Source organism: Rhodococcus baikonurensis (genome assembly GCF_040489275.1).
GTDB classification, from domain to species: Bacteria; Actinomycetota; Actinomycetes; order Mycobacteriales; family Mycobacteriaceae; genus Rhodococcus_F; species Rhodococcus_F baikonurensis.
On sequence record NZ_JBEUOQ010000002.1, the window covers coordinates 595,394 to 621,082 of the forward strand.

The window sequence follows — 25,689 nt, forward strand, 5'->3', positions numbered from 1 at the left end:
CCCGCCTGCTCAGAGTCGGTCGGCAGGGGGATAATAGGCTGTTCCCGCGGTACGTGAGAGTCGTATCGGATTTTCGGCCCCTTGCAACTGCGTGTTGCGGCGGCGATGCACGACAGGAAGGCAGGGAGATCGGCAGTGACCTACACGATTGCTGAACCGTGTGTAGATGTGATGGACAAGGCGTGCATCGAAGAATGCCCTGTCGACTGCATCTACGAGGGTGGACGCATGCTTTACATCCACCCCGACGAGTGTGTCGATTGCGGCGCGTGTGAGCCTGTCTGTCCCGTCGAAGCCATTTTCTACGAAGACGACGTCCCGGACCAGTGGAACGCTTACATCAGCACCAACGTCGATTTCTTCGACGATCTCGGTTCGCCGGGTGGAGCAGCCAAGCTCGGCAAGGTCGATTACGACACGCCGTTCATCAAGGCGCTGCCTCCCATGGGTGAGGAATAGAGATCTTGTCTCGTACTCCGGTGGCCGCTGGGCTTCCTGATTTTCCGTGGGATTCGCTCGCCGATGTCACGGCGAAGGCACACTCTCATCCCGACGGCATCGTGAACCTGTCCGTGGGTACGCCGGTTGATCCGGTGGATCCGGTAATCCAGGAGGCTTTGGCATCTGTTGCCGAGGTGCCGGGATATCCGACTACTCATGGCACGCTCGCACTGCGCGAGGCCGTGGCGGAGTCACTGGATCGCCGCTACAACATTCCCGACGTCGATCCGGCAGCGGTGCTGCCGGCCATCGGCACCAAGGAAATGATCGCGTGGCTGCCGAAATTGCTCGGTCTCGGCGCCGACGATCTGGTGGTCATTCCGGAGTTGGCATACCCGACGTACGAGGTCGCGGCGAAACTCGCAGGCGCGCGCGTTTTGCGCGCCGACGGCTTGAACAAGCTCGGTCCCGAGTCGGCGGCGATGATCTTCGTGAACTCGCCGTCCAACCCCACCGGAAAGGTGCTCGGGCTCGAGCACTTGCAGAAGGTCGTGGCCTGGGCACGCGAGCGCGGCGCCATCGTCGTCTCCGACGAGTGCTACCTCGGGTTGACGTGGGAAGCCGATGCACTCTCCATTCTCGATCCTCGGGTCAACGACGGCGATCTGACCGGTTTGCTTGCGGTCCATTCACTTTCGAAGACGTCGAACCTCGCGAGCTATCGCGCCGGGTTCGTCACCGGTGATCCGGCTCTGGTGTCGGAACTGCTCGAGGTGCGCAAGCACGCGGGCATGATCCTGCCTTTGCCGATCCAAGCCGCGATGACCGCAGCCTTGGGCGACGACCAACACGAGAACGTCCAGCGCGAGCGGTATCGCGAGCGTCGCAGCGTGTTGATCGAAGCTGTCAGAGGTGCCGGATTCACCGTCGACAATTCCGAGGCCGGTCTGTACCTCTGGGCAACCCGCGGCGAGGAATGTCGAGCGACGGTCAGTTGGTTCGCCGATCGTGGGATCCTCGTTGCGCCCGGTGAGTTCTACGGACCGAGCGGGAGCAAGCACGTTCGGATCGCTCTCACCGCAACAGACGAACGAATCGCCGCGGCAGCAAAGCGCCTCTCTGCCTGAACAGTGTGCTTTCGCGGGTGTCAGGTTCCCTGATGTCGGTATCAGTCCGATGTAAGGTCGCGCTGTGACCACCTCAGGGACCGGCGGCTTGGACGCGGTACTGATTGTCGCCGTCGTTGTTGCCTCGATCGCGCTGATGCTCGCGTGGCTGAAGGATCGTCGAATATTCGGAGACCTACCTCTTTCGGCCGTTGTGCTTTGGCTCGTGGTGGCAGTGCCGTCAATTTTGCAGGCGCTGATGCCGGGACTGTTGGACATGTTTCGCCGTGATCCCACGTTGATCCGCGACGGTCAGTGGTGGCGGATTCTGACGTCGGTGTTCGTCCAGGACGGCGGCCTTGCCGGGACGGTTGCCAACCTTCTCACGTTGGCAGTGGTGGCGCCGCCTGCTTTTCGGCTCTGGGGCGCCGCACGCGGTTGGGCACTCTTCCTGCTCGGTCAATTGCTGTTCGGTTTGCTCACCACCGCAGTCTTCCCGTCGACCGGCGCCGGTAACTCCGGTGCGACACTGGCTCTGGCAGCGGCGGCGGCGGGGATCGGCGTTCTGGTGCGCCCGCGAATGCCCGAGATTGTCCTGACTGCCGTGATTGTCGTCGGCGGTGCAACTCTGGTGACGGTCGACGACGCGCACGGATTCGCAGTTCTTTCCGGGGCTCTACTGGGGGCGGCGCTGGTGACGCTGTTCCCTCCGCACTCGATGGATGCGCGTCGGGCAGGAGAAAGTTTGCGACCATCCGCGCTGTGAGATGCTGTCGTGGTGCTGCTGAGATCACTGAACCCCCTTGCTGTTGCCCGCGGTGACGACCTCGAAGACGCCGTGACGATCGGTGACACGGTGCTCTCGCGGAGTGCCATTCTCGGTGCCGCGACCTCGGTCGCGGAACGAGTGGCGCAGGCCGACCGAGTTGCCGTATTGGCAACTCCCACAGCAAAAACGATCCTCGCCGTCGCCGGTGCATTGATTGCCGGCGTCACCGTTGTGCCGGTACCGCCGGACTCGGGCAGGGCTGAGCGGGAGCACATTCTGCGTGACTCCGGAGCTCAGGCGTGGCTCGGTGAAACGGACGAGCACTGCGACACTCTGCCGGTAGTCCCCGTCCGGTTGCATGCGCGCTCATGGCACAGCTATCCCGAACCGGCTCCTCAGTCCACAGCGTTCGTCCTGTACACCTCGGGAACCACCGGCCCACCGAAGGGTGTTCTGCTCAGTCGCTCGGCCATCGCAGCCGGGATCGACGCGCTCGCCGAGGCCTGGGACTGGACGTGGCGAGACACCCTCGTGCACGGGCTTCCGCTCTTCCACGTGCACGGGCTGATCCTCGGCATCCTCGGTCCGCTCCGGATCGGCAGCCGGGTGATCCATACCGTCAAGCCGACGCCGGAAAACTATGCACGAGCCAAAGGCTCCCTCTACTTCGGTGTCCCCACCGTCTGGTCGCGTATCGCCGAAGACGAAGGGGCGGCCCGTGCGTTGTCCGGCGCCCGACTGCTCGTCTCAGGCAGTGCGCCGCTTCCCGTCCCAGTCTTCGAAAAGTTGCGTGAGCGAACAGGATTGACACCAATCGAGCGTTACGGCATGAGTGAGACGATGCTGACGCTGAGTACACGATTCGACGGCGAGCGACGCCCGGGTTGGGTCGGAGTGCCATTGCGCGGTGTCGAGACTCGTCTTCGTGACGAAAGAGGCAACGACGTTCCACACGACGGCGAGAGCATCGGCGGCCTGCAGGTACGCGGGCCGATGCTTTTCGACGGTTACTTGAACCGTCCAGACGCAACCGCCGAGTCCTGGACGGAGGACGGCTACTTCAAGACCGGCGATGTCGCCGTCATCGACGAGGGTGGGTTCCACCGAATCGTCGGCCGCGAATCCATCGACTTGATCAAAACCGGCGGATTCAGAGTCGGCGCAGGCGAGATCGAGACTGCTATCCTCGGGCACCCCTCGGTGTCCGAAGTTGCGGTGATCGGTGTCCCCGACGCCGATCTGGGGCAGCGGATCATCGCCGTCGTCGTCCGCAAGCCAGGCAGTCCCGACGTCACCGAAGCCGAATTGGTCGAGTTGGTCGGGGCAGAGTTGTCGGCGCACAAGCGTCCCCGCGAAGTTCGTTTTGCCGAGACTCTGCCGCGTAACGCGATGGGTAAGGTCCAGAAGCGCGACCTGTGGTGAGCGGAGCCGATTGCTGAAAAGTCGCTCCGGCGCTCGAATCTTGGTGAGTTCGGCCCGCCTGTCCCGGAATGTGGGCCCGCCGGTTCGCCGATGATTCAGCGCTAGTTGGAAATTCTGTGTTCTTGGCTACACTACCGCCCGGTAGGGATAGCTCCAGTCGCACGCATGCCGTCGGTATGCCTGAGTGCGAGTGGCCTCGGAAGGGCAGATTTCATGGCGGGCGGACGGCATTCGAGTCCTGACAGCGGGCGGTCGATCGGGTTCTACGCAGTGGGTGGGTTGGTTGCCGTCGCGGTAGTCGCCACCGGGGTGGTGGTCTTCAAGGCAACACAGTCCGATTCCTGCGAGAGCGTCGACGAGTACTCGCTGGCAGCAGATCCTGCGATCGCGCCTGCAGTAACGGAGATTCTCGCAGAAGCGTCGCCCGAGCAGACGGGCTGTTCGCGGATCACGGTCACCTCTGCGCTGCCCGGCGACGTCGCGGGAACTTTGGGCAAGGGCGTGGACGCGCCGGACATGTGGATACCGGATTCGACAGCGTGGGTCGGCAAAGCGTCATTGACGGCCAAGGGACCGGTCGCTGCGGCCGGCGGTTCGATCGCGACCTCACCTGTCGTTCTCGCCTCCGGCGGTGGCGAGCAGTTTGCCAGTTGGCTCACAGCGCTACAGGTTCCTGACCTCGCGCTGGGCAATCCATTGTTCACCGGAGTTGCATCGGCGCCCATTCTCGGAGCTCTCGCGGAGACCGGGGCCACCTCCGAATCGGTTCGAGCGGCACTCGTACCCCATGCTCAAGCCGAAAGTGTTCGTACCGAAGATCAGCCGGTAGGACAGAAGATGCTCACCGAATTGGTCAGCTCAGGCAAGGTTGGTGTTTCGACCGAGCAGCAGGTGGTCGAGTTCACGAAGGCAGAGTCGAAGATTTCCGCGACAGTGCCGGCGACTGGAACCATGATCATGGACTACCCACTGGTGGTCAGTGCGTCGGCACCGGACCGGCACTACGCCGCAGCCAAGAAGAGTGACGCCATCGCCGAGCTGTTGCACAGTGAATCTGCCCAGGAAGTACTGGCACGCAGCGGTTTCCGTACTTCCGGCGGTGGAACCGTCGAAGGTGGAGTTGGTGACGTCACGGCATTGACTGTCTCCGAACAGTCGGTGGCCGATCAGACACTGGGTGCTTGGGCGTTGATGGCCAAGCCGATCCGAACACTCGTCGCGATCGACGTGTCTGCATCGATGGACTATCCGGCGGCAGGTGGCAAGACGCGCATGCAGTTGACCACTGCTGCTGCTCTCGCCGGCAATCAAGTCTTCCCGGACAGCGTCGCTGCCGGTCTGTGGGCCTTCTCCCAAGGTATGAACGGAACCCAGGACTTCCAGGAATTAGTGCCGATCAGGCGCTACGACACCATCGTCGACGGCGTGACTCAACGAAAGTTGATGGCTGATCAGGCGAACCGGCTCACCGAACTCAAGCGTGGTGCCACAGGTTTGTACGACACGACGCTGGCTGCCTTCCGGAAAGTCCAGGAATCGTACGATCCGCGAGCGGTCAACAGCGTCATCATCTTGACCGACGGTGCAAACGAAGATCCCGACAGCATCAGCCGTGAACAGCTGCTCGATGTTCTTGCACGCGAGCAGGATCCGGCGCGTCCGGTCATCATCGTCACCATCGGCATCACCGATGACGCCGACGCTGCAGCGCTCGCCGATATCTCCCGCGTGACGGGCGGGTCGACCTATATCGCACGGGACCCCTCGGAGATTTCCGAAGTATTCGTGAACGCACTGGCTCACCGAGGATCATGAGCCCCACCGAAGAACTCAGGCCGCGTCGGGACCGGTCCAGGGTGTCGGAAGTGGCGGAGCCTCAGACGAATATCGGTGCCCGGTAGGCGTCGTCGTGGTGAAGGTGTGCCGGTTACCCAGCACAGGTTCGGCAGACCAGTCCGAGCCCTGTTTCGCGTAATTGCATGCCGCGCACAACCCGGCACCGTTCGCTGCGCTGGTGAGTCCACCCCTCGAGTGGTCGCGAATGTGGTCACGGTGGCGAACCGGAGCGTCGCACCACGGAGTACGGCAGCTGCGATCCCGGAGTTCGATCAATCGTGCCAACCCCTTCGGGAAGGTTCTCGCCGTGGATTCCATTGCGGTCAACGCGCCGGTGTCGGGGCGTGCGTAGAGTTTTCGGACCGTCGCCATTGTTTCGGAGTCTTCGCTGCACTTGGCGATCCATTCGCGTGCAATATCGGCTGGTACAGGCCCGTACCCGTTAACGTGCGCCGGGTCGGAATTGTCGCCCAACAATGACTGGTCAGAGACAACCAGATTCACGGTGACGGGTGTCGGTGTGGCGCGGCCGATTCCGGTAACCCGCTCGACCAGGAGATCAGCCATGATTTGCGCTCGTGTGCGCTTGTCCCCGCCGGCAAGTACGGAATCTGCGTCGCGCCTGAGCGTGGCGTGCACGGCGATACCTTCGGCTGCCGGAAGCAGCACATTGAGCCAGCACATCGTGTCGGGTGCAGGCCGTGACGTTACTCGTCTGTCTCCCACAGCTTTGCGTGCTCGTCTGGCAACACTGTCGGAGTCAATTTCGGCAGTGCGTGCGCGGATTCTTTCTGTCAGTTGGTGGTTGCCCCATCCGTCCAAGATTGCAGCGTCGCAGCAGAACTCGCGATCCAATGTAGCGCGATCCTGGACTGTGAGACAGGCAGTTTCACGCATGAGAATTGTCGCTTGATGCTCACTGATGGAGCCACGGACGAGTAGTCGAAGTGTGTGCGGCATCTCGTCGTTCAGTGCGCGGGCCAAGCTCAGATGTTGAGTTCCGAACCATGCCGACTCTCGCCGTGCGAGGGCAATCTGCGCGTTGATTCCACGGCCCTGGTATGCGCGCGGAACTCCCCGTTCGCCGCGGTCCTTGCGGGTGAACGCGTCGAGATCGGCAGCCAGTAATGCCTGGGCCCCAGCACAACTGGCCTTCAACTCTTCCAACGCGCGCAGAAGATCAACGCGTGCTGCGTTGTCGATGGAACGATCCATGCTGACGAGCGACGCTCGGAATTGTCCGATTGTCTCTTCGGATACCGTCTGTTTGGATATCGCCTGTTCAGATACTTGCGTCGTCACTTTTACCCCCCGGTAGTGTCGAACATACATTCGATAATAGCTTCGACAATGAACGCCCGCAACACCTTTCTCTGTTGGTGACCGAAAGTTCCGACAGTTCGGTTTTCGTGGTTGACTGGTCAGCATGATCGAGCTGAGGGGATTGACCAAGGTTTACGGACCGACGAAAGCGGTGGACGATTTGTCGTTCACGGTCAAGCCGGGCATCGTGACGGGCTTTCTGGGCCCGAACGGTGCGGGTAAGTCGACGACGATGCGGATGATTCTGGGTTTGGATCAGCCGACGTCGGGTGCGGCGTTGATCGACGGCTAGCCGTATCGGGAGCTGAAGACACCGCTGCGGACTGTCGGCGCGTTGTTGGATGCGAAGTGGGTGCATCCGAATCGGAGTGCGCGGGCGCATTTGCAGTGGATGGCTGCTTCGAACGGTATTCCGAAGTCTCGGGTGGGCGAGGTGCTCGGGTTGGTCGGGTTGTCCGAGGTGGCGGGCAAGAAGGCCGGCGGGTTCTCGTTGGGGATGTCGCAGCGTCTCGGGTTGGCGGGTGCGTTGTTGGGGGATCCGAAGGTGTTGTTGTTCGACGAGCCGGTCAACGGTCTCGATCCGGAGGGCATCGTCTGGATTCGTAAGTTCATGCAGCGGTTGGCGGCCGAGGGCCGCACGGTGTTGGTGTCGAGTCATCTTCTGTCGGAGATGGCGTTGACGGCGGAGCAGTTGGTGGTGATCGGTCGGGGTCGGTTGATTTCGGATTCGACGGTGGCGGAGTTCGTGGATCGTTCGTCGGAGTCGACGGTGCGGGTGCGTAGCCCACAACTCGACGCTCTCCATGCCGCATTGACTGCCCACGGACTGACTGTCCGCGAGGAGCATTCAGGATCGGAGCCGGTGTTGGTGGTCGTGGATTCGACGACCGATGTGATCGGTGGTCTGGCTGGCTCGCAGGGAATCGTGTTGTACGAGTTGGCGTCTCAGCAGGGGTCGCTCGAGGATGCGTTCATGAAGTTGACCGGAGACGATGTCCAGTACCACGCGTCCGGTGTCGATCCGGGTGCCGGAGCCCACCACGCAAACACACAGCACGCAAACACACAGCAGGCTATGGGAGGTGCACTGTAATGGCTGTTCTCAGTGCTGAACGTATCAAGATCACCACGACCAAGTCCCCGCTGTGGTGCACGGTCATCATTATCGTGCTCGGGTTGGGGCTCGCCACCGTTTTCGGACTGAGCGCCAAGTCGTCGCTCAACAGACGGGACGGTGTAATGATGCCGACCGTGTCGGGGGCGCTCAGTGGAGTCACCGGCTTCGGTGTGTTGGTTCTGATGATCATGGCTGCCCTCGCGATCACCAGCGAGTATCGCTTCGGGACAATCCGAACGACATTCCAGGCAGTTCCGAACCGCGCCTCGGTTCTGATCGCCAAAGCAGGTCTCATCGGCGGGTTCGGAGCTGTACTGACTCTCGTACTGTCGTTCGGCGCCTTCGCTCTCACGAAGGCGACATCAGGTGACGCGGGAAGATTCCTCACTCTGTCCGGCGACGAGAACTGGCGGATCGTCTACGGAACGCCGATCTACGCGTTCTTCTGCGTAGTTCTAGCTGTAGGAGTGGGAGCGTTGCTGCGGCAGTCCGCCGGTGCGATCGCGCTACTACTGTTGTGGCCCTTGCTCATCGAGAATCTGTTCAACCTGTTCGGCAGTATCGGCGAGAAGATCATGCCGTTCCTGCCGTTCATGAACGCCAATAACTTTCTCGGTTCCGGCGGTAGCGTCGACTTCCACTGGGGACCCTGGGGCAGCCTGATCTACTTCGCCCTCTTCGTGCTCGTCGTCTTCGGTCTCAGCATCCTCGTCGTGAACCGACGAGATGCATAGGCGCGAAGATCACGCGGGCTGATTCTGCTTACGCCAGCGAGCGTTCAGGAAACCCAATGCCGCGATCACGAGGAACAACACTGTGGTCGAGATCAACTGTGCACGGGCATCGGCGTCGAAGAGCATGAGGACGACGAAGACGCCGAGCATCGCGAGTGTCGCGTAGCTCAGGTACGGGAACAGCCACATACGAACTGTCAGCTTGCCCGACGCTTCGAGTTGTTTACGCAGTCGCAGATGCGAGACGACGATGAAGATCCAGATGACCAGCAGCGCAGCGCCGACTGCGTTGAGCAGGATGCCGAGCAGGTCGTCGGGGAGCAGCCAGTTGAGCAGGACGCTGACGAAGCCGAAGAACACCGACAGCAGAACGGCATTGGTCGGAACTCCGGTGCTCGACAGTTTCGCCATGAAAGCGGGTCCGTCGCCGCGGCGCGACAGTGAGAACGCCATCCGTGAGGTGCCGTAGATGTTGGCGTTGAACGCGGAAAGCAAGGCCACCACGACGACGAGTTCCATGAACCCGGCAACGCCCGGAATGTTCGCCTTGTTCAAGACGGCCACGAACGGTCCGCTCTCGAGTTCGGGATCGTTCCAGGGCAGCACCAGAACCATGATCGAGATGGCGCCGATGTAGAAGACACTGATGCGCCACACGACGCTTCGGACAGCGACGGCGATGGAGCGTTCCGGATTCTCGGATTCAGCGGCGGCGATCGTGACGATCTCGATCCCACCGAAAGCGAACGCCACGACGAGAAGCCCTGCGGCGATGCCGGACAACCCATTGGGCATGAAGCCGCCCTGCCCGAACAGATTGCTCGTACCGACCGGATCGGTATCGGGGAGGATGCCGAACACCAGCAGGACGCCGATGACGAGGAAGGCGATGATGACGGTGACTTTGATTGCGGCGAACCAGAACTCGAACTCGCCGAAATTGCTGACCTTCGCCAGGTTCACCACGGCGAAGAACACCACGAAGACCAGGGCGACGACCCATTGCGGGATCGACGGCACCCAGTCGTTCACGATCGCAGAGGCCCCGGTGATCTCGGCGCCCAGCACCATGATCAGCATGAACCAGTAGAGCCAGCCCATCACGAAGCCGGCCCATTCGCCGATCCCCAGGCGCGCGTAGTGCGAGAAGGAACCGCTGGCCGGAATCGCTGCGCCCATTTCGCCGAGCATGCGCATCACGAACACCACGACGGCGCCCGCAAGGATGTAGGAGATAAGGACGGCCGGGCCGGCCTTGGCGATACCGACGCCGGTTCCGAGGAACAGGCCGGCGCCGATGGCCGAGCCCAGGCCCATCATCGTCAGATGTCGGACCTTGAGACCGTGGCCGAGAGCAGTGGTTGTTCCGTCGGAGACGTCGGTGCTGCTCATCAGTCGTTGGCGTGCAAAGCAGCGTTCAGTTCGACGCCGGTGCCCTTCCACGGCACGACCTCGACGGCACCCGAGACCGAGTTACGACGGAAGAGAAGGTTCGACTTGCCGCTGAGTTCCTTGGCCTTGACGACGGTGCCGTCCGGGCCGGTGACCTTGGTGCCCGCGGTGACGTAGAGGCCCGCTTCGAGGACGCAGTCGTCGCCGAGTGAAATGCCGAGGCCGGCGTTGGCGCCGAGGAGGCAGCGCTTGCCGAGGGAGATGGTTTCCTTGCCGCCGCCGGAGAGGGTGCCCATGATCGAGGCGCCGCCGCCCACATCGGATCCGTCGTCGACGACGACGCCCGCGGAGATGCGGCCTTCGACCATCGAGTTGCCGAGGGTGCCGGCGTTGAAGTTGACGAAGCCTTCGTGCATGACGGTTGTTCCGCTGGCGAGGTGTGCACCGAGACGGACTCGGTCCGCGTCACCGATGCGAACTCCGGACGGGACGACGTAGTCGACCATGCGCGGGAACTTGTCGACGCTGAACACGGTGACGACTCCGCGGATGCGCAGACGCGAGCGAACCTGCTCGAAGCCTTCGACGGCGCACGGACCGAAGTTGGTCCACACGACGTTGCTGAGCAGGCCGAACTGACCGTCGAGGTTCACGCCGTGGGGCGCGACGAGGCGGTGCGAGAGCAGATGGAGGCGCAGGTAGACGTCATGTGCGTCGACGGGCGCCTTGGAGAGATCGGCGATGGTGGTGCGGACGACGACCTGCGAGACCTCGCGAGCGTCGTCGGTGCCTGCCAGCAGTGCAAGATCGGAAGGAATGTCTGTTCCCTCGACGTTCTCGGTACCGGTCTTGTCGAATGTTCCCAGCTCCGGTGCCGGGAACCAGGTGTCGAGGACGGTTCCGTCCGCGGTCACGTTGGCGATACCTACTGCTGTTGCTCCCTGTGCGCTCACGGGACTAGAGATTACTGGGTGGTGGGTGCACCGGCCTAGGCTGGTGTGTGTGAGCATCCTCGATCTTGCTTCGGACCCCATCGACTTGACGGCCGCCCTGGTCGACATCCCCAGCGTCTCGCACGACGAATCCGTCATCGCGCAGGCCGTCGAGGATGCGCTGCGTGAGCAGACTTCGGGCTTCGAGATCATCCGAAACGGCAACGCCGTGTTGGCGCGTACGTCGCGTGGGCTGCCGAGCCGCGTCATGCTCGCCGGACATCTGGACACGGTGCCGATCGCCGACAACGTTCCTTCGCGACGCGACGGCGACATCTTGCACGGCTGCGGGACCGTGGACATGAAGTCGGGCGATGCGGTGTTCCTGCACCTGGCGGCCACCATCGAGAACTTGGCCCACGACCTGACTCTCGTCTTCTACGACTGCGAAGAGATCGCCGCGACGTTCAACGGCCTCGGTCGGATCGAACGCGAGATTCCGGAATGGCTCACCGCCGACGTCGCAATTCTCGGTGAGCCGACGGCCGGTTTCATCGAGGCCGGGTGCCAGGGCACGATGCGGGTTCGGTTGACGGCTTCGGGAACACGCGCACATTCGGCCAGGTCCTGGCTGGGGGACAACGCCATTCACAAGTTCGGCGGAGCGTTGGAGCGGTTGTCGGCGTACCAGCCGCGTTCGGTCGACATCGACGGTTGTGGTTACCGCGAGGGTTTGTCGGCGGTGCGGATATCCGGCGGTGTCGCCGGAAACGTGGTCCCGGACGAAGCCGAGATGGACGTCAACTTCCGATTCGCGCCCGATCGCAACGAGGCGCAAGCCGAGGCACACGTGCGTGAAGTGTTCGACGGCCTGGGCCTCGGATTCGAGGTCACCGACTCCTCGCCCGGCGCACTCCCCGGTTTGGCGAACCCGTCTGCTGCCGCCTTGATCGAGGCGGCGGGTGGCCAGTTCCGAGCGAAGTACGGGTGGACCGATGTGTCCAGATTCTCGGCACTCGGCATTCCCGCGGTGAACTACGGACCAGGGGATCCGAACCTCGCGCACAAGCGCGACGAGCATGTTCCGGTGCAACAGATCACCGACGTCGCGGCCGTGCTGAGGAAATATCTGTCGGCCTGACCGTTAGCCTTGCCGCATGGCACCAGAGAAGAATTCGGCTTCGAAGAAGCAGAGCTCGTCGATCAAGCACCGCGGGCCCGTACAGCTTCGCCGCAAGCGCAAGGACGAGAAGACCACGACCGATCAGCGCTTGCTCGACAAGCGCGGACCCACGGACTGGGTCCACACCGATCCGTGGCGTGTGTTGCGTATCCAGAGCGAATTCATCGAAGGTTTCGGCGCGCTCGCCGAGGTTCCGCGTGCGGTGACGGTGTTCGGTTCGGCACGCACCACGGTCGATCATCCCGAGTACCAATCCGGCCGTGAGCTGGGAACCGCGTTGGCCGAAGCCGGGTACGCCGTCATCACCGGCGGTGGACCAGGAGTCATGGAGGCTGCCAACCGCGGTTGCAGCGAGGCCGGTGGATACTCGATCGGCCTCGGCATCGAGCTGCCGTTCGAGCAGGGACTCAACGAGTGGGTGGATCTCGGAATCAACTTCCGTTACTTCTTCGCACGCAAGACGATGTTCGTGAAGTACTCCCAGGCATTCATCTGCCTGCCGGGCGGCTTCGGCACACTCGACGAGCTGTTCGAGGCACTGACTCTGGTGCAGACCCACAAGGTCACGCGCTTCCCGATCGTCCTGTTCGGTACCGAGTACTGGTCCGGACTCGTCGACTGGATTCGCGGCACCCTCGAGCGTGACGGCAAGATTTCCGAAGGCGACGTGAACTTGCTGCACGTCACCGACAGCGTGGAAGAAGCAGTACGAATCGTCCTCAACGCCGACAAGGGCGTCGACGAGGCCGCAGATCTGGGGAAAGAAGAAGAATGGTGACCGATTCCGACAAGAAGTACTCGATCTGCGTCTACTGCGCGTCAGGTCCGGTGGACGAATCGTTCCTGGCGTTGGCGTCGGAGGTGGGCACCGCGATCGGTCGACGCGGATGGCAGTTGGTCTCGGGCGGCGGCAATGTTTCGATGATGGGCGCTGTCGCCGAGTCCGCTCGCGCGGCGGGCGCTTGGACCGTCGGCGTCATTCCGAAGGCCTTGGTGCACAAGGAAGTTGCCGACGTCGATGCCGACGAGCTGATCGTCACTGACACCATGCGCGAGCGCAAGAAGCTGATGGAAGATCACGCCGACGCGTTCATCACGCTGCCCGGCGGGATCGGGACGCTGGAGGAGCTGTTCGAGACGTGGACCGCGGGTTACCTGGGGATGCACGAGAAGCCGGTGGTGATGCTCGATCCCGTCGGACACTTCACCGGCCTGCTCGAGTGGCTGAACAAGCTCGACGGGACCGGCTTCGTCGGGCGTCAGGCGCTGGACACCCTGCTGGTGAGAACGGATGTCGAGGCCGCGCTCGACGCGTGCGTGAAAGGCTGACCTGGGGCATGGCGGGCTTTATTACCGTGCAGTAAGGTGGCCGCAGACTGGGCGGCCGAATGGGCGCCGGATACGTGTTAGGGGAGCCATGAGTTCGGAAGCCCGTTCGACCGTCGGCCTGCTGGATCTGGCGGCAAAACTGCCGTCGATGATCACCGAGGTGCCGATCCTGGCGCGGGGGGCCGCCGGGCTCACACGCAAGCCTTCGGCCAAGGAATCGATCGGGTTGATCTTCCAGAAGGCCGCGCACGCGCACCCGTCGCGCCCGTTCATCCGGTTCGAGGGCCACGCGACCAGTTACGCGGAGGCCAACGAACTGGTCAATCGCTACGCGGATGTTCTTCGTGGCCGAGGCGTCGACCGCGGTGACGTCGTCGGCGTTCTGGCCAAGAACACTCCTGAGGCACTGTTGGTTGCACTCGCTGCCGTCAAACTCGGTGCCGCGGCAGGAATGCTGAACTACAACCAGCGCGACGACGTTCTGGCACACAGCCTTACGCTGCTCGACGCTCGCGTCCTGGTGGTCGCCGACGAGTGTGAGGAAGCCCTCGAATCGTTGCCCGCCGGATTTACCGGGCCCGATCAACTTCTTGTCAGCGAACTCTCCGATCTGGCGAAGACGGCTGATCCGGCCAACCCGGCGGTCACCGCCGAGGTGCTGGCGAAGGAGAAGGCGTTCTACATCTTCACCTCGGGCACCACCGGAATGCCCAAGGCGAGCTTGATGACTCACTTCCGCTGGTTGAAGTCGATGTCCGGTCTCGGGTTGATGGGCGTGCGCTTGCGGGGCTCGGACACTCTGTACTGCTGCCTGCCGCTCTATCACAACAACGCGTTGACGGTATCGCTGTCGTCGGTGCTCGCGTCCGGTGCGACCATCGCGATCGGACGTCAGTTCTCCGCCTCGCGGTTCTGGGACGACATCGCACTCAACAAGGCGACCGCATTCACCTACATCGGTGAACTGTGCCGCTATCTGCTCAACCAGCCGGCCAAGCCGACCGACAGCGACAACGCAGTTCGGCTGATGGTGGGTAACGGTCTGCGCCCGGAGATCTGGGCCGAGTTCACTGCGCGGTTCGGCATTCCCCGCGTCGCCGAGTTCTACGGTGCGAGCGAATGCAACATCGCGTTCGTCAACGCACTCAACGTGGACAAGACAGCAGGTATCTGCCCGTTGCCGCACGCCGTGGTGGAGTTCGACGAGAACACCGGAAAAGCGTTGCGGGGAGCCGACGGTCGACTGCGCAAGGTTTCCACGGGTCAGGTCGGGCTCCTGCTGTCCAAGGTCACCGACCGAGCACCTTTCGACGGCTACACCGACGAAGCGGCGAGCAACAGCAAGCTGGTACGCGGCGGATTCAAGGACGACGACACCTGGTTCGACACCGGAGACCTGGTGCGCAAGCAGGGATGGGGCCACGTCGCCTTCGTCGACCGCCTCGGTGACACCTTCCGGTGGAAGGGTGAGAACGTAGCCACCACGGAGGTCGAGGGCGCGCTGAGTTCGCACCCGGCCGTCGAGGAAGCAGTTGTCTACGGCGTCGAGATTCCGGGCACCGACGGTCGCGCGGGCATGGCAGCGGTCAAGCTGCGGGACGGCGGGAGTTTCGAGGGCACCGAAGTCGCGGCTCACCTCTACGGCAAGCTCCCCAACTACGCGGTCCCGCTGTTCATCCGCATCGTCGACTCACTCGAACACACCAGCACTTTCAAGTCGCGCAAGGTGGAATTGCGCAACGAAGGTTACGACGTCGGCGCCGACACTCTGCACGTTCTCGAAGGCCGCGAGGGTGGTTATGTGGACTCGTACGACGAATACGTCGGAAAGGTCGCGGCAGGCTCGGTACCCAAGGGCTAGACCGAGTTCCGTCATGCCAGTATGAGTGGCATGTCTTCACTCTCCGGTTCGACCGCGCAGCCAGGTCCGGCGCCCACCCTGTGTGGGCGTCCGGTCGCGGTCGACCGTGCATTGGTGATGGCGATCGTCAACCGCACTCCCGATTCCTTCTACGACCAGGGCGCGACGTTCTCGGACTCGGCAGCGATGGCTGCCGTCGATCGGGCCGTCGGCGAAGGCGCCGATCTGGTGGACATCGGGGGAGTGAAAGCCGGGCCCGGTGACCTCGTCGACGCCGACGAAGAGGTCAGGCGAGTCGTTCCGTTCGTCGCCGCGATCAGAGCCAAGTACCCCGAGTTGATCATCAGCGTCGACACCTGGCGAAGTGGCGTCGCACGGCTGGCACGCGACGAAGGTGCCGACCTGATCAACGACACGTGGGCCGGTGCGGATCCCGAACTCGTCGTGGTCGCCGCCGAGACGGGTGCCGGAATCGTCTGCTCGCACACCGGCGGCGCAGTTCCGCGCACGCGCCCCCACCGTGTCCGCTACGACGACGTCGTCGCAGATGTGGTCACCGAGGTGGTGTCGGCAGCAGAACGCGCCTCGGCGCTCGGAGTTCCGCGCGATGCGATTCTGATCGATCCCACCCACGATTTCGGTAAGAACACCTTCCACGGGCTCGAGTTGTTGCGGAAAGTGGACGTTCTTGTAAACACCGGGTGGCCAGTGCTGATGGCGCTGAGTAATAAGGACTTCATCGGGGAGACTCTTGGTGTGGAGCTTTCCGAGAGGTTGGAGGGAACATTGGCAGCGACAGCAATGGCCGCGGCGGGCGGCGCCCGGGTGTTCCGTGTTCACGAGGTGGCGTCCACCCGTCGTGTAGTCGACATGGTGGCCGCGATCCAGGGACGCCGCGCCCCCGTACGTACGGTTCGAGGTCTGGCATGAGTATCACCGGTGCGGGCCCGACCCGCGTATGGGCAGAAGCCAACAGTTGGGACCATCCGAGTTGGACGGTCGCCGAACTCGAACGGGCGAAGGGTGGCCGAACCGTCTCGGTGGTGTTGCCCGCGCTCAACGAAGAAGACACCGTTGCTGCGGTGGTCGACACCATTCATCCCTTGCTCGGGGGCTTGGTCGACGAATTGATCGTTCTCGATTCCGGTTCCACCGACCGTACTGCCGAGCGTGCGCGCGCGGCCGGAGCGACGGTGATCAGTCGTGAGAGCGCAGTTCCGTCCATCCCACCGACCGCGGGCAAAGGTGAGGTGCTCTGGCGTTCGGTCGCCGCAACGACGGGCGATCTGATCGCATTCGTCGATTCCGACCTCATCAATCCCGATCCGGCGTTCGTGCCCAAACTGCTGGGCCCGTTGCTCACGGTGGACGGCATCCATCTGGTGAAGGGTTACTACCGCCGCCCGCTGCGCGTGAGCGGCACGGAAGACGCCAATGGCGGCGGACGAGTCACGGAATTGGTTGCGCGGCCCATGTTGGCCGCGCTGCGGCCCGAACTCACGTCGGTACTGCAACCACTCGGCGGTGAATACGCCGGCACCCGTGAGTTGCTCTCGGCTGTCCCGTTCGCCCCCGGCTACGGCGTCGAGATCGGCTTGCTGCTCGACACGTACGACACGTTGGGGCTGGCGGCGATCGGTCAGGTCAATCTCGGTGTGCGCAAGCATCGCAACCGGCCGCTCGCCGATCTCGGCGTGATGAGTCGGCAGATCATCGGAACGATGCTCAGACGGTGCGGGATCGAGGATTCGGGGGCGGGGTTGACCCAATTCCTGGTCGACGGTGATTCTTTCGTGCCCGAGACCACGGAGGTATCGCTGCTCGATCGACCCCCGATGAATTCGATAGTGCGCACCGCGGGGGTCTGACCGCTCACACTCGGGTATGGGAGTATCGGTCCATGATGACGATCCTCCTGTACCTGATTGTCATGGCACTGGTCGGCGCGATGATCTTCCTCGCCGCCAGTGCTGTGTTCGGGCGCTCGGAAGAGCTGCCGCCGCTGCCTCCTGGCACGACGGCGACCGTACTCCCGGCAGAGGACGTCACCGGTGCGGATGTCGACGCTCTGCGTTTTCAGCAGGTGCTGCGCGGCTACAAGGCGAGTGAAGTGGATTGGGCCCTGCATCGCCTCGGGTTGGAAATCGATTCTCTGCGTGCACAACTGGGCCGTGACGAGCGGTCTGAGGTCCTGGTGAAGGCGGATGCTCCGGCCAAGGCTGAAGCATCGCAGGAGGCGCCTGAGACCGAATCCGAATCGAAGGATTCCCAGGGCTGATGACAGACGGACTGGTTCGGTGCGGCTGGGTGGTCGAGACGCCCGGTGACACGCTGTACCGCGACTATCACGACGAGGAGTGGGGGCGTCCGCTGCACGGGCGCGACGAACTGTTCGAGCGGCTCGCCCTCGAAGCATTCCAATCGGGACTGTCGTGGATCACGATTCTGCGTAAACGCGAGGCGTTCCGCGAAGCCTTCGACGGGTTCGATCCGGACAAGGTCGCAGCGTACGGAGTTGCGGACGTGGAGAGACTGCTCTCCGATGCCGCGATCGTCCGCAATCGCGCGAAGATCGAGGCGACGATTTCCAACGCCCGAGTGCTCGTGAATTCACCCGATCTGGACCTCGATTCGTTACTCTGGTCGTTCTCGCCGCCTCGACGCACCAGAAGACTGACATCAATTGCAGAGGTTCCGGCGGTCACTCCCGAGTCGACTGCCATGGCCAAGGAACTCAAGCGGCGCGGGTTCAAGTTTGTGGGTCCTACCACGGCTTATGCGCTCATGCAGGCTACCGGAATGGTCGACGATCACGTGGCTGATTGCTGGGTTCCGGCGCAGGTGTGACGGTCGACTGAACACCCCTAAATGTGACTCAGATTCCCGGTTCCCGCATCCATAGGGAACAATGGAGGGTACGAGCCTCGCTGATTGTTGGCGGGGCGCACCGTTAGTCGAGGCGCAGAGCAATGCAGCGCAGATCTGGAGGGAGCAGAGGATGGCGGCCATGAAGCCCCGGACCGGGGACGGTCCCCTCGAAGCAACCAAAGAGGGACGAGGAATCGTCATGCGGGTTCCACTCGAGGGTGGCGGACGCCTCGTCGTCGAGCTGACCCCGGATGAAGCTGCAGCGCTCGGTGTGGAACTCACGAACGTCACCAGCTAGTCGGGTCCAGGTTGTAGCAGTACGAACAACAGCACGTGATTGCACGCAGGCTCCGTATCCGATTCGGTACGGGGCCTGAAGTGTGTGCGCACCACCGGTAGCCGAAAGGACGGATCAATGCTTGCCACCGTGATCGATCTCCTGTCCTGCCCGCAGTGTGCTGCCGAGTTGGAATTGGTGGACGGCGCCGTCGAGTGCGACCGCGGACATCGATTCGACGTCGCTCGCCAGGGCTACGTGAGCCTGATCAGTGGCGGTGCCACGAAGTTCACCGGCGACAGTGCCGAGATGATCGCCGCGCGTGCACGGTTGCTCGGCGCCGGCCACTTCGGTCCGCTGATGGATGCCGTCTCGCGGGCCTGCGTGACGACGGCAGGGTCGGAACCGGCGCGGATTGTCGAAATCGGTGCAGGCACAGGACAATACCTCGCACACGTCGTGGATTCGCTTGCCGATTCTCGGGCGATAGCCTTGGACGTGTCCAAATTTGCGGCACGGCGAGCAGCGAAGGTCCACGAAAGGATCGGCTCGATCGTCGCGGACGTCTGGCAACCACTGCCGATTCGGGACGGAGCGCTCTCTCACGTGCTCTGTGTGTTCGCACCACGCAACGGTCCGCAGTCCCATCGAGTTCTCGCCGATGACGGCGTTCTGGTGGTCTTGACGCCCACCGACAGGCATCTGCGTGAACTGATCGACATTCTCGCAATGGTCAAGGTCGACGATCGCAAGGTGGAACGTCTCGAATCGTCGATGGCCGGCTATTTCGAGCGCGTGAGTAGCGACGAGGTCGAGTTCACGATGTCGCTCTCGCACCAGGATGTTCTCGACCTGGTGGGGATGGGACCGTCGGCGAGACACCTGACGCCCGCCGATCTGGCTGCCGCCGTGGCGAAACTGCCGCAGCCGAGCACCGTCACCGCGTCGGCGACGGTCTCGACCTATCGCAAGATCTGATGCGGATCAGCGTCTCGTGACGGCGTCCGCGTAGACCTCGAGCGTCTGCTTGGCTATTTCGGCCCAGGAGAACTCGTCGATCGCACGGATTCTGCCTGCACGACCCATCGCGTCTGCGCCTTCTCGGTCGGCGACAACGGCATTGACGGTGGCCGCGAGTGACTCCTCGAATGCGTTCGGCTCGTAGGCGTTGTAGTGCACGAGTCGTCCGGTCACGCCGTCGGCGACCACCTCGGGGATGCCGCCGACATCGGAAGCGACCACGGCGGTCTCGCACGCCATGGCTTCGAGATTGACGATCCCGAGGGGCTCGTAGACCGAAGGGCAGACGAATACCGTTGCTGCCGAGAGTATTTCCCTGATCTGCTCCGTGGGTAGCATTTCGCGCACCCAGAAGACATTGCCCCGGTGCCTGGCGAGTTCGGCCACCGCCTTCTCGGTCTCGGCGGCGATCTCCGGTGTATCGGGCGCACCGGCGCACAGCACGAGTTGAATCTCCGGATCGAAGTGGTGTGCTGCTGCGACGAGGTGCCCGACGCCCTTTTGTCTCGTGATCCGCCCGACAAAGGCCACGACGGGTTTCGCCGGGTCGACGCCGATCGACGCGAGTGCGGACTGCGCTCCCGGTGCCGCTCCACCGGGATGCCAAACCTCGGTGTCGATTCCGTTGCGTACGACGTGCACGCGACTCGGATCGACAGCGGGGTACGCGTCGAGGACGTCGAGTCGCATACCGGAACTGACGGCGATGATCGCGTCTGCGTGCTCGACGGCGTTGCGTTCGGACCACGACGAGATCCGATAGCCACCACCTAGCTGTTCGGCCTTCCACGGGCGTCTGGGCTCGAGTGAGTGGGCAGTGAGGATGTGCGGTACGTCGTAGAGCGCCGAGGCGAGATGCCCGGCCAGTCCGGTGTACCAGGTGTGGGAGTGGACGATGTCGACGCCGGCTGCGGCATCCGCCATCCGCAGTTCGGTGGAGAGCGTCGTCAAGGCGGGGTTGGATCCGGCGAGAGCGGGGTCGGGTGAGTGGACGATCGCGCCTTCGCGCGGGGCGCCCATGCAGTGCACGTCGACCTCGCACAACCGCTTCATCTGAGCGACAAGCTCGGTTACGTGTACTCCTGCGCCGCCGTAGATCTCCGGCGGGTATTCCTTGGTCATCATCGCGACTCGCACGCGCTAAACCTAACCGCCCGTGGTCGATCCGGCTACCGATCGAACGTAACCCCGTCCGCCCGGAGGGGACACGATCGGACCTCTCGGACTGCTTCGCTAGCGGGAGTTCACCAGTGCGGATAGGTTAGCGGTGTGAGAAGCCAGCCGCATGTGCTTGGAATCGTGCTCGCCGGGGGCGAGGGCAAACGCTTGTATCCGCTGACCGCGGACAGAGCGAAGCCCGCAGTGCCCTTCGGAGGTGCATATCGACTTATCGACTTCGTGTTGAGCAACCTTGTCAACGCGGGATATCTGCGTATTTGTGTGTTGACGCAATACAAGTCACATTCACTCGACCGCCACATTTCGCAGACGTGGCGATTGTCCGGGTTCGCGGGTGAGTACATCACTCCGGTCCCGGCCCAGCAGCGGCTCGGGCCGCGCTGGTACACCGGCAGCGCCGACGCAATCCTGCAGTCGCTCAATCTCGTTTACGACGAGGACCCCGAGTACATCGTGGTGTTCGGTGCCGACCACGTGTACCGGATGGATCCGGAACAGATGGTGCAACACCACATCGAATCCGGGGCAGGGGTGACGGTCGCCGGTATTCGTGTACCGCGAAGCGAGGCTTTTGCTTTCGGCTGCATCGACAGCGACGAGTCCGGACGCATCACCCAGTTCCTCGAGAAGCCCGCCCATCCTCCCGGGACACCGGACGACCCCAATTCGACGTTCGCGTCCATGGGTAACTATGTGTTCACCACCAAGGTGCTCGTGGACGCCATCCGCGCCGATTCGGAGAACTCCGATTCCGATCACGACATGGGCGGCGACATCATTCCCGCCTTGGTCGCTGCGGGTGAGGCGTCGGTCTACGACTTCAAGGACAACGTCGTTCCCGGTGCCACCGATCGCGACCGTGGTTACTGGCGTGACGTCGGTACTCTCGACGCCTTCTACGACGCTCACATGGACCTCGTGTCGGTGCACCCGATCTTCAACCTCTACAACCGCCGCTGGCCCATCCGCGGCGCCACCGAGAATCTCGCGCCCGCCAAGTTCGTGAAGGGCGGACTCGCACAGGAATCGGTGGTCGGTGCGGGGTCGATCCTCTCTGCCGCGACCGTGCGCAATTCGGTGCTCAGTTCAAACGTCATGATCGAAGACGGCGCGACGGTCGAGGGCAGTGTGCTGATGCCGGGTGTGCGCATCGGCAAGGGCGCCGTCGTGCGGCGCGCCATCCTCGACAAGAACGTCGTCGTCGGTGACGGCGAAATCATCGGTGTCGACCTCGAACGTGACCGCGAACGATTCGCCGTCAGTCAGGGCGGCGTCGTCGCCATCGGTAAGGGCGTCTGGATCTAGAGCTTGCTCGCGCAGAGGAGGCCGTCGCCGAGGGGGAGCAGGACTCGAATGAGTCGCTCGTCCTCGGTTACGGCCTTTGCCGCTTCTCGGACCGCGACAGTTGTCGCGTCGCGGGCGGAGCTGTCGGCAACGCGGCCGTCGGCGAGGGCGTTGTGCAGAACGATGACACCGCCGGAGCGCAGCAACCGGACACCTTCGCGGACGTAATGCGGGTGGTCGATTGCGGCGCAGTCGACGAAGACCAGGTCGTAGCCACCGTCGGCGAGACGGGGAAGGACGTCGAGAGCCCGTCCGTTGATCAGGCGAGTGCGTGCCGGAGCGATGCCGCTTTCGCGAAAGGTCAGCTTGGCTGCCCGCTGATGTTCGGGTTCGCTGTCGATCGTGGTCAGAACGCCGTCGTCACGCATTCCGTGCAGAAGCCACAGGCTGCTCACGCCGGCTCCGGTACCCACCTCGACGGCCGTCTTCGCGTCGAGCATTCTCGCGAACATGGCGAGAGTCGCGCCGACGGCAGGCGTCACCGGATGGGCTCCGAGATCCAGCGCTCGATCTCGCGCCGCGGTCAAAATCTCGTCCTCGGAAACTACGTCCTCGACGTGGCGGAGTATCTGTTCGGCGTGGGTCACGCTCATGAGGTTATCGGGCGGTTCGGATTGTCGCTGCAAGGCGCGCAGTCACCAGGATTCTCAGGAATCCCTCAGGCTCCTCATATGGCGTGCACACCGCGATGAGAAAAGGTGTATACATCGCCGGATCGAAGATCGCACGGCGGTATCGATTTCTACCAAGTTGGTCTTTCGCAGCTCGGTGATCGGGAACAAATCACAGCATCGGCTGGTTCTCCCGAATATCGCGCATCACGTGATTCGGACAACGCGGTGATCGAACTACGCGATCCCGAGCAGGAGGATCAACTTATTTACCAGGTCAACGACGAGCCTCGCCCTCGAGAGTCGGAAGTTTTGACGACGGAATCGGCTGTGGATTCCGAATTGATCGGCACAGCTGTGTTCGATGCAACTGGTGAGAAGTCCTCCATGCCGTCTTGGGACGAACTCGTGCGTCAACATGGTGACCGGGTGTACCGCCTGGCTTACCGGTTGTCAGGCGATGCCCAGGACGCCGAGGACTTGACGCAGGACACCTTCATTCGGGTGTTCCGCTCGCTCTCCGATTATCAGCCCGGAACGTTCGAGGGCTGGCTGCACCGCATCACGACAAATCTGTTCCTCGACATGGTTCGCCGACGCAACCGCATCCGTATGGAAGCACTGCCCGAGGACTACGACCGTGTTCCCTCACCCGGCCCGGACCCCGAGCAGATCTACCACGACGCGCGCCTCGACGCAGGTCTGCAGGCCGCGCTCGACTCACTCGCACCTGAATTTCGCGCTGCTGTCGTGCTCTGTGACATCGAAGGTCTGTCATACGAGGAAATCGGTGCCACACTGGGAGTGAAGCTCGGAACGGTTCGTAGCCGTATCCATCGTGGGCGACAGGCGATTCGTGATCATCTGGCAGCGCAGCGCGCAGCCGAATCCGAACTCGTCGGTTTCTGACGGTCGGGTTCGAGCTACAGAGCGGGACGTGGTCAATCACCTGGAGGGACGAATGACGGAGGCGCGGGCACATCGCCAGTTCGGTTCGACCGAACATCTGGCCAGCGAGGCAATCGCTGCCTACGTCGACGGGGAACTCCGAATGCAGGCCTACTTGCGGGCCTCGCATCACATCTCGATCTGCGCCGAGTGCGCTGCGGCCGTCGATGCTCAGCAGCAGGCACGTGGTGCACTGCGTCGAAGCGGCGAGATGACGATGCCGTTGTCCCTGGTGGGACTTCTCAGTCAGATTCCCTCGTGCAACAGTCCGAGTACCGGACCAAATTCGGAAAACGCCGACAGTTCCGTCGGTAATCAGCCTGTGGGCTTCTCCACCATCAGCAAGCGGTTGTCCCGTCGCTGGCGCAAATGACGCCGCGCGCCTGCTTCCCGGCGCGGATCAGTGATACTGGACGACGTGACTGACGGAAAAAGGGGGCACTCCGGAGTGAGCTCGGATTCTTCGGCAAACGGTTCGGTGGATCGACCGGCAGATGCGCCGGTACTCGACCCCCGCCCGGTGTACCGACCTCAGATCGATCCGGCCTCGCGCCAGGTGTTCGGTCGGCCGAGCGGAGTCGAGGGCTCGTTCACTCCGGTTGCCACGCGATCGACCCCGTCGTCCGACGTCGTGATCGGGACTCCGGACCCGGTTCTGGCCGAAGCGTTCGGTCGACCCGCAGACGCAACCGCGTCGATCGGTCGCGATCCCGAGGCGTCGGCCGACAGCACTCCCGACGAAGAACCGCCGAGCGATCCGTGGCGCGATCCTGAATCCGCGGTCTCACTGGGAAATCCAGCAGCGTCCGAGGCGCCGGTGCAGTTGCCTCCCGCCCAGAAACTCGATGTGCGTGAGTTGTTGTTCGGTCGCAAGGTCGCCCCTTCGGCACTGGCCGCGCTTGCAGGCATGGCGTTGGTCATCGCGCTCGTCGGCGGGTTACTCGCCACGGTCATCACTGCCGATCGCAGTTCGCTCACCAGCTCACGTGTCACGCTCGTTCAATCCGGCGGCGGCGAACAGCCGGAGTCGCAGGTGGCGAAGGTCGCCGACGCGGTGCTGCCTTCCGTGGTGTCGATTCAGGTCGCCGTCGGTGACCAGGGAAGTACCGGATCCGGTGTTGTCATCTCGGGTGAGGGATACATCGTCACCAACAACCACGTGATCTCCTCGGCCGTACCGCCGGCACAAGACGCGAAGATCCAGGTGATCTTCTCCGACGGAACCAAGACCGACGCCCAGATCGTCGGCCGAGACGTCAAGACAGACCTCGCGGTGCTCAAAGTCTCGGCCAACAATCTGACGGTCGCCCAGCTCGGAAAATCCGAAGACGTCCAGGTAGGCGACGACGTCGTCGCCGTCGGCTCACCGCTCGGGTTGAGCAAGACCGTCACTCGCGGAATCGTCAGTGCGTTGAACCGGCCGCTGCGGTTGTCGGGTGAAGGCACCGACACCAACGCCGTCATCGACGCCGTTCAGACCGACGCGGCGATCAACCACGGCAACTCCGGCGGTGCGCTCGTCGACGACGAAGCCCGCGTCATCGGCATCAACACCGCAATGCTCAGCGAGTCCGGTGGTTCGGTCGGGCTCGGCTTCGCGATTCCGATCGACACGGTCACCGAGGTGGCGCAGACCATCATCCGCGACGGCAAGGTTCATCATCCCGACATCGGCGTGAATGCCCGTACCGCGGTCAACGACGCGACCAGCGGCGCTGCCGTGGCCAACGTCCGCGATGGCAGCCCAGCGCAACGTGCGGGGATCGTCGAGGGTGACGTCATCGTCAAGGTCGGTGACCGCCCGGTCACCAGTGCCGACGAATTGGTGGTTGCCGTCAACGCGACGACTGTCGATCAGCCGGTCAACGTCCAGTTGATCCGCGACGGACGGCAGGTCGACATTTCGGTCACGCCGGTGTCCGACTGATCGGACCCTGCGATCTTCCTGTGAGGTTGATCCGGACATGCGCGCACCGAGCGAGCACACAGTAGGCTGA

The 25,689-nt window shown here is 63.1% G+C and carries 25 protein-coding genes and 1 pseudogene; 21 read left to right on the top strand and 5 right to left on the bottom strand.

Going from position 1 to position 25,689, the window contains the following annotated elements; genetic code table 11:
- The first annotated feature begins 135 nt into the window (after positions 1 to 135).
- The 5 genes from fdxA (at position 136) to ABWI03_RS07035 (ending at position 5,553) form a co-directional block, all read left to right on the top strand.
- Positions 136 to 459 carry a ferredoxin gene (fdxA, locus tag ABWI03_RS07015; RefSeq protein WP_003945248.1) on the top strand — a complete coding sequence of 108 codons (324 nt, stop codon included), beginning with the start codon at positions 136 to 138 and terminating at the stop codon, positions 457 to 459.
- A gap of 5 nt (positions 460 to 464) precedes the next feature.
- Positions 465 to 1,568, top strand: coding sequence for a succinyldiaminopimelate transaminase (gene dapC / locus ABWI03_RS07020; RefSeq protein WP_095972237.1), 1,104 nt, complete (start codon positions 465 to 467; stop codon positions 1,566 to 1,568).
- A gap of 64 nt (positions 1,569 to 1,632) precedes the next feature.
- Positions 1,633 to 2,313 carry a rhomboid family intramembrane serine protease gene (locus tag ABWI03_RS07025; protein WP_296554401.1) on the top strand — a complete coding sequence of 227 codons (681 nt, stop codon included), beginning with the start codon at positions 1,633 to 1,635 and terminating at the stop codon, positions 2,311 to 2,313.
- 12 nt (positions 2,314 to 2,325) lie between these two features.
- Entirely contained in the window at positions 2,326 to 3,738 is a 1,413-nt protein-coding gene (locus ABWI03_RS07030) for an acyl-CoA synthetase (RefSeq protein ID WP_298775384.1), read from the top strand.
- 213 nt (positions 3,739 to 3,951) lie between these two features.
- Positions 3,952 to 5,553: a substrate-binding and VWA domain-containing protein gene (locus ABWI03_RS07035; RefSeq protein WP_296554400.1), complete on the top strand. Its 1,602-nt coding sequence runs from the start codon at positions 3,952 to 3,954 to the stop codon at positions 5,551 to 5,553.
- 15 nt (positions 5,554 to 5,568) lie between these two features.
- Here the strand turns inward: ABWI03_RS07035 and ABWI03_RS07040 are convergent, their stop codons facing one another.
- A complete protein-coding gene (locus tag ABWI03_RS07040; protein WP_298775228.1) occupies positions 5,569 to 6,789 on the bottom strand; it encodes an HNH endonuclease in 1,221 nt (406 codons plus the stop codon).
- A gap of 211 nt (positions 6,790 to 7,000) precedes the next feature.
- On the opposite strand from ABWI03_RS07040, the pseudogene ABWI03_RS07045 reads away from it, so the two are divergent.
- A pseudogene (locus ABWI03_RS07045) lies at positions 7,001 to 7,990 on the top strand (ABC transporter ATP-binding protein).
- Entirely contained in the window at positions 7,990 to 8,748 is a 759-nt protein-coding gene (locus tag ABWI03_RS07050) for an ABC transporter permease (RefSeq protein WP_298775229.1), read from the top strand. The pseudogene ABWI03_RS07045 and the gene ABWI03_RS07050 overlap by 1 nt, the downstream one beginning before the upstream one ends.
- A gap of 9 nt (positions 8,749 to 8,757) precedes the next feature.
- Here ABWI03_RS07050 and ABWI03_RS07055 read toward each other — a convergent pair whose 3' ends face one another.
- A complete protein-coding gene (locus ABWI03_RS07055) occupies positions 8,758 to 10,140 on the bottom strand; it encodes an amino acid permease (RefSeq protein WP_073513025.1) in 1,383 nt (460 codons plus the stop codon).
- On the bottom strand, positions 10,140 to 11,093 hold the full coding sequence (gene dapD, locus ABWI03_RS07060) for a 2,3,4,5-tetrahydropyridine-2,6-dicarboxylate N-succinyltransferase (protein WP_019749368.1): 954 nt from the start codon (positions 11,091 to 11,093) through the stop codon (positions 10,140 to 10,142). Before dapD ends, ABWI03_RS07055 begins: the two co-directional genes overlap by 1 nt.
- Positions 11,094 to 11,142: 49 nt before the next feature.
- Between dapD and dapE the strand changes: the two genes are divergently transcribed.
- The 10 genes from dapE (at position 11,143) to ABWI03_RS07110 (ending at position 19,568) form a co-directional block, all read left to right on the top strand.
- On the top strand, positions 11,143 to 12,213 hold the full coding sequence (gene dapE, locus ABWI03_RS07065) for a succinyl-diaminopimelate desuccinylase (RefSeq protein ID WP_172436710.1): 1,071 nt from the start codon (positions 11,143 to 11,145) through the stop codon (positions 12,211 to 12,213).
- 16 nt (positions 12,214 to 12,229) lie between these two features.
- Complete coding sequence (locus ABWI03_RS07070) at positions 12,230 to 13,033, top strand: LOG family protein (protein WP_003945176.1); 804 nt, start codon at positions 12,230 to 12,232, stop codon at positions 13,031 to 13,033.
- Positions 13,027 to 13,584, top strand: a complete 558-nt coding sequence (locus tag ABWI03_RS07075; protein ID WP_095972911.1) for an LOG family protein — start codon at positions 13,027 to 13,029, stop codon at positions 13,582 to 13,584. Before ABWI03_RS07070 ends, ABWI03_RS07075 begins: the two co-directional genes overlap by 7 nt.
- Before the next feature lie 88 nt (positions 13,585 to 13,672).
- Positions 13,673 to 15,445, top strand: a complete 1,773-nt coding sequence (locus ABWI03_RS07080) for a long-chain-acyl-CoA synthetase (protein WP_095972910.1) — start codon at positions 13,673 to 13,675, stop codon at positions 15,443 to 15,445.
- Positions 15,446 to 15,475: 30 nt separating this feature from the next.
- Positions 15,476 to 16,375 (top strand): dihydropteroate synthase, encoded by a 900-nt coding sequence (gene folP, locus ABWI03_RS07085; RefSeq protein WP_298775240.1) that lies wholly within the window; start codon positions 15,476 to 15,478, stop codon positions 16,373 to 16,375.
- On the top strand, positions 16,372 to 17,313 hold the full coding sequence (locus ABWI03_RS07090; RefSeq protein ID WP_019749363.1) for a glucosyl-3-phosphoglycerate synthase: 942 nt from the start codon (positions 16,372 to 16,374) through the stop codon (positions 17,311 to 17,313). The genes folP and ABWI03_RS07090 overlap by 4 nt, the downstream gene beginning before the upstream one ends.
- Positions 17,314 to 17,345: 32 nt before the next feature.
- Positions 17,346 to 17,723 (top strand): DivIVA domain-containing protein, encoded by a 378-nt coding sequence (locus ABWI03_RS07095; RefSeq protein ID WP_296556564.1) that lies wholly within the window; start codon positions 17,346 to 17,348, stop codon positions 17,721 to 17,723.
- Complete coding sequence (locus tag ABWI03_RS07100; RefSeq protein ID WP_166813459.1) at positions 17,723 to 18,292, top strand: DNA-3-methyladenine glycosylase I; 570 nt, start codon at positions 17,723 to 17,725, stop codon at positions 18,290 to 18,292. The genes ABWI03_RS07095 and ABWI03_RS07100 overlap by 1 nt, the downstream gene beginning before the upstream one ends.
- Positions 18,293 to 18,443: 151 nt before the next feature.
- Complete coding sequence (locus ABWI03_RS07105; RefSeq protein ID WP_003945169.1) at positions 18,444 to 18,611, top strand: DUF3117 domain-containing protein; 168 nt, start codon at positions 18,444 to 18,446, stop codon at positions 18,609 to 18,611.
- 117 nt (positions 18,612 to 18,728) lie between these two features.
- The gene (locus ABWI03_RS07110; protein WP_095972924.1) at positions 18,729 to 19,568 is read left to right on the top strand and encodes a putative RNA methyltransferase; all 840 of its coding nucleotides are present in this window, start codon (positions 18,729 to 18,731) and stop codon (positions 19,566 to 19,568) included.
- Between the two features lie 6 nt (positions 19,569 to 19,574).
- On the opposite strand, the gene glgA is transcribed toward ABWI03_RS07110, so the two are convergent.
- Positions 19,575 to 20,747: a glycogen synthase gene (gene glgA / locus ABWI03_RS07115; RefSeq protein WP_124569917.1), complete on the bottom strand. Its 1,173-nt coding sequence runs from the start codon at positions 20,745 to 20,747 to the stop codon at positions 19,575 to 19,577.
- A gap of 132 nt (positions 20,748 to 20,879) precedes the next feature.
- Between glgA and glgC the strand changes: the two genes are divergently transcribed.
- Positions 20,880 to 22,094: a glucose-1-phosphate adenylyltransferase gene (gene glgC / locus ABWI03_RS07120; protein WP_003945185.1), complete on the top strand. Its 1,215-nt coding sequence runs from the start codon at positions 20,880 to 20,882 to the stop codon at positions 22,092 to 22,094.
- Here glgC and ABWI03_RS07125 read toward each other — a convergent pair.
- Positions 22,091 to 22,726: an O-methyltransferase gene (locus ABWI03_RS07125; protein ID WP_007736091.1), complete on the bottom strand. Its 636-nt coding sequence runs from the start codon at positions 22,724 to 22,726 to the stop codon at positions 22,091 to 22,093. The genes glgC and ABWI03_RS07125 overlap by 4 nt on opposite strands.
- A gap of 330 nt (positions 22,727 to 23,056) precedes the next feature.
- Between ABWI03_RS07125 and sigE the strand changes: the two genes are divergently transcribed.
- The 3 genes from sigE to ABWI03_RS07140 all read left to right on the top strand — a co-directional run bounded on the left by sigE (position 23,057) and on the right by ABWI03_RS07140 (position 25,619).
- Positions 23,057 to 23,653, top strand: coding sequence for an RNA polymerase sigma factor SigE (gene sigE, locus ABWI03_RS07130; protein WP_029255812.1), 597 nt, complete (start codon positions 23,057 to 23,059; stop codon positions 23,651 to 23,653).
- Between the two features lie 52 nt (positions 23,654 to 23,705).
- On the top strand, positions 23,706 to 24,065 hold the full coding sequence (locus ABWI03_RS07135) for an RNA polymerase subunit sigma-70 (RefSeq protein WP_298775257.1): 360 nt from the start codon (positions 23,706 to 23,708) through the stop codon (positions 24,063 to 24,065).
- 75 nt (positions 24,066 to 24,140) lie between these two features.
- Positions 24,141 to 25,619 carry a S1C family serine protease gene (locus tag ABWI03_RS07140; protein ID WP_353798767.1) on the top strand — a complete coding sequence of 493 codons (1,479 nt, stop codon included), beginning with the start codon at positions 24,141 to 24,143 and terminating at the stop codon, positions 25,617 to 25,619.
- Positions 25,620 to 25,689 lie beyond the last annotated feature (70 nt).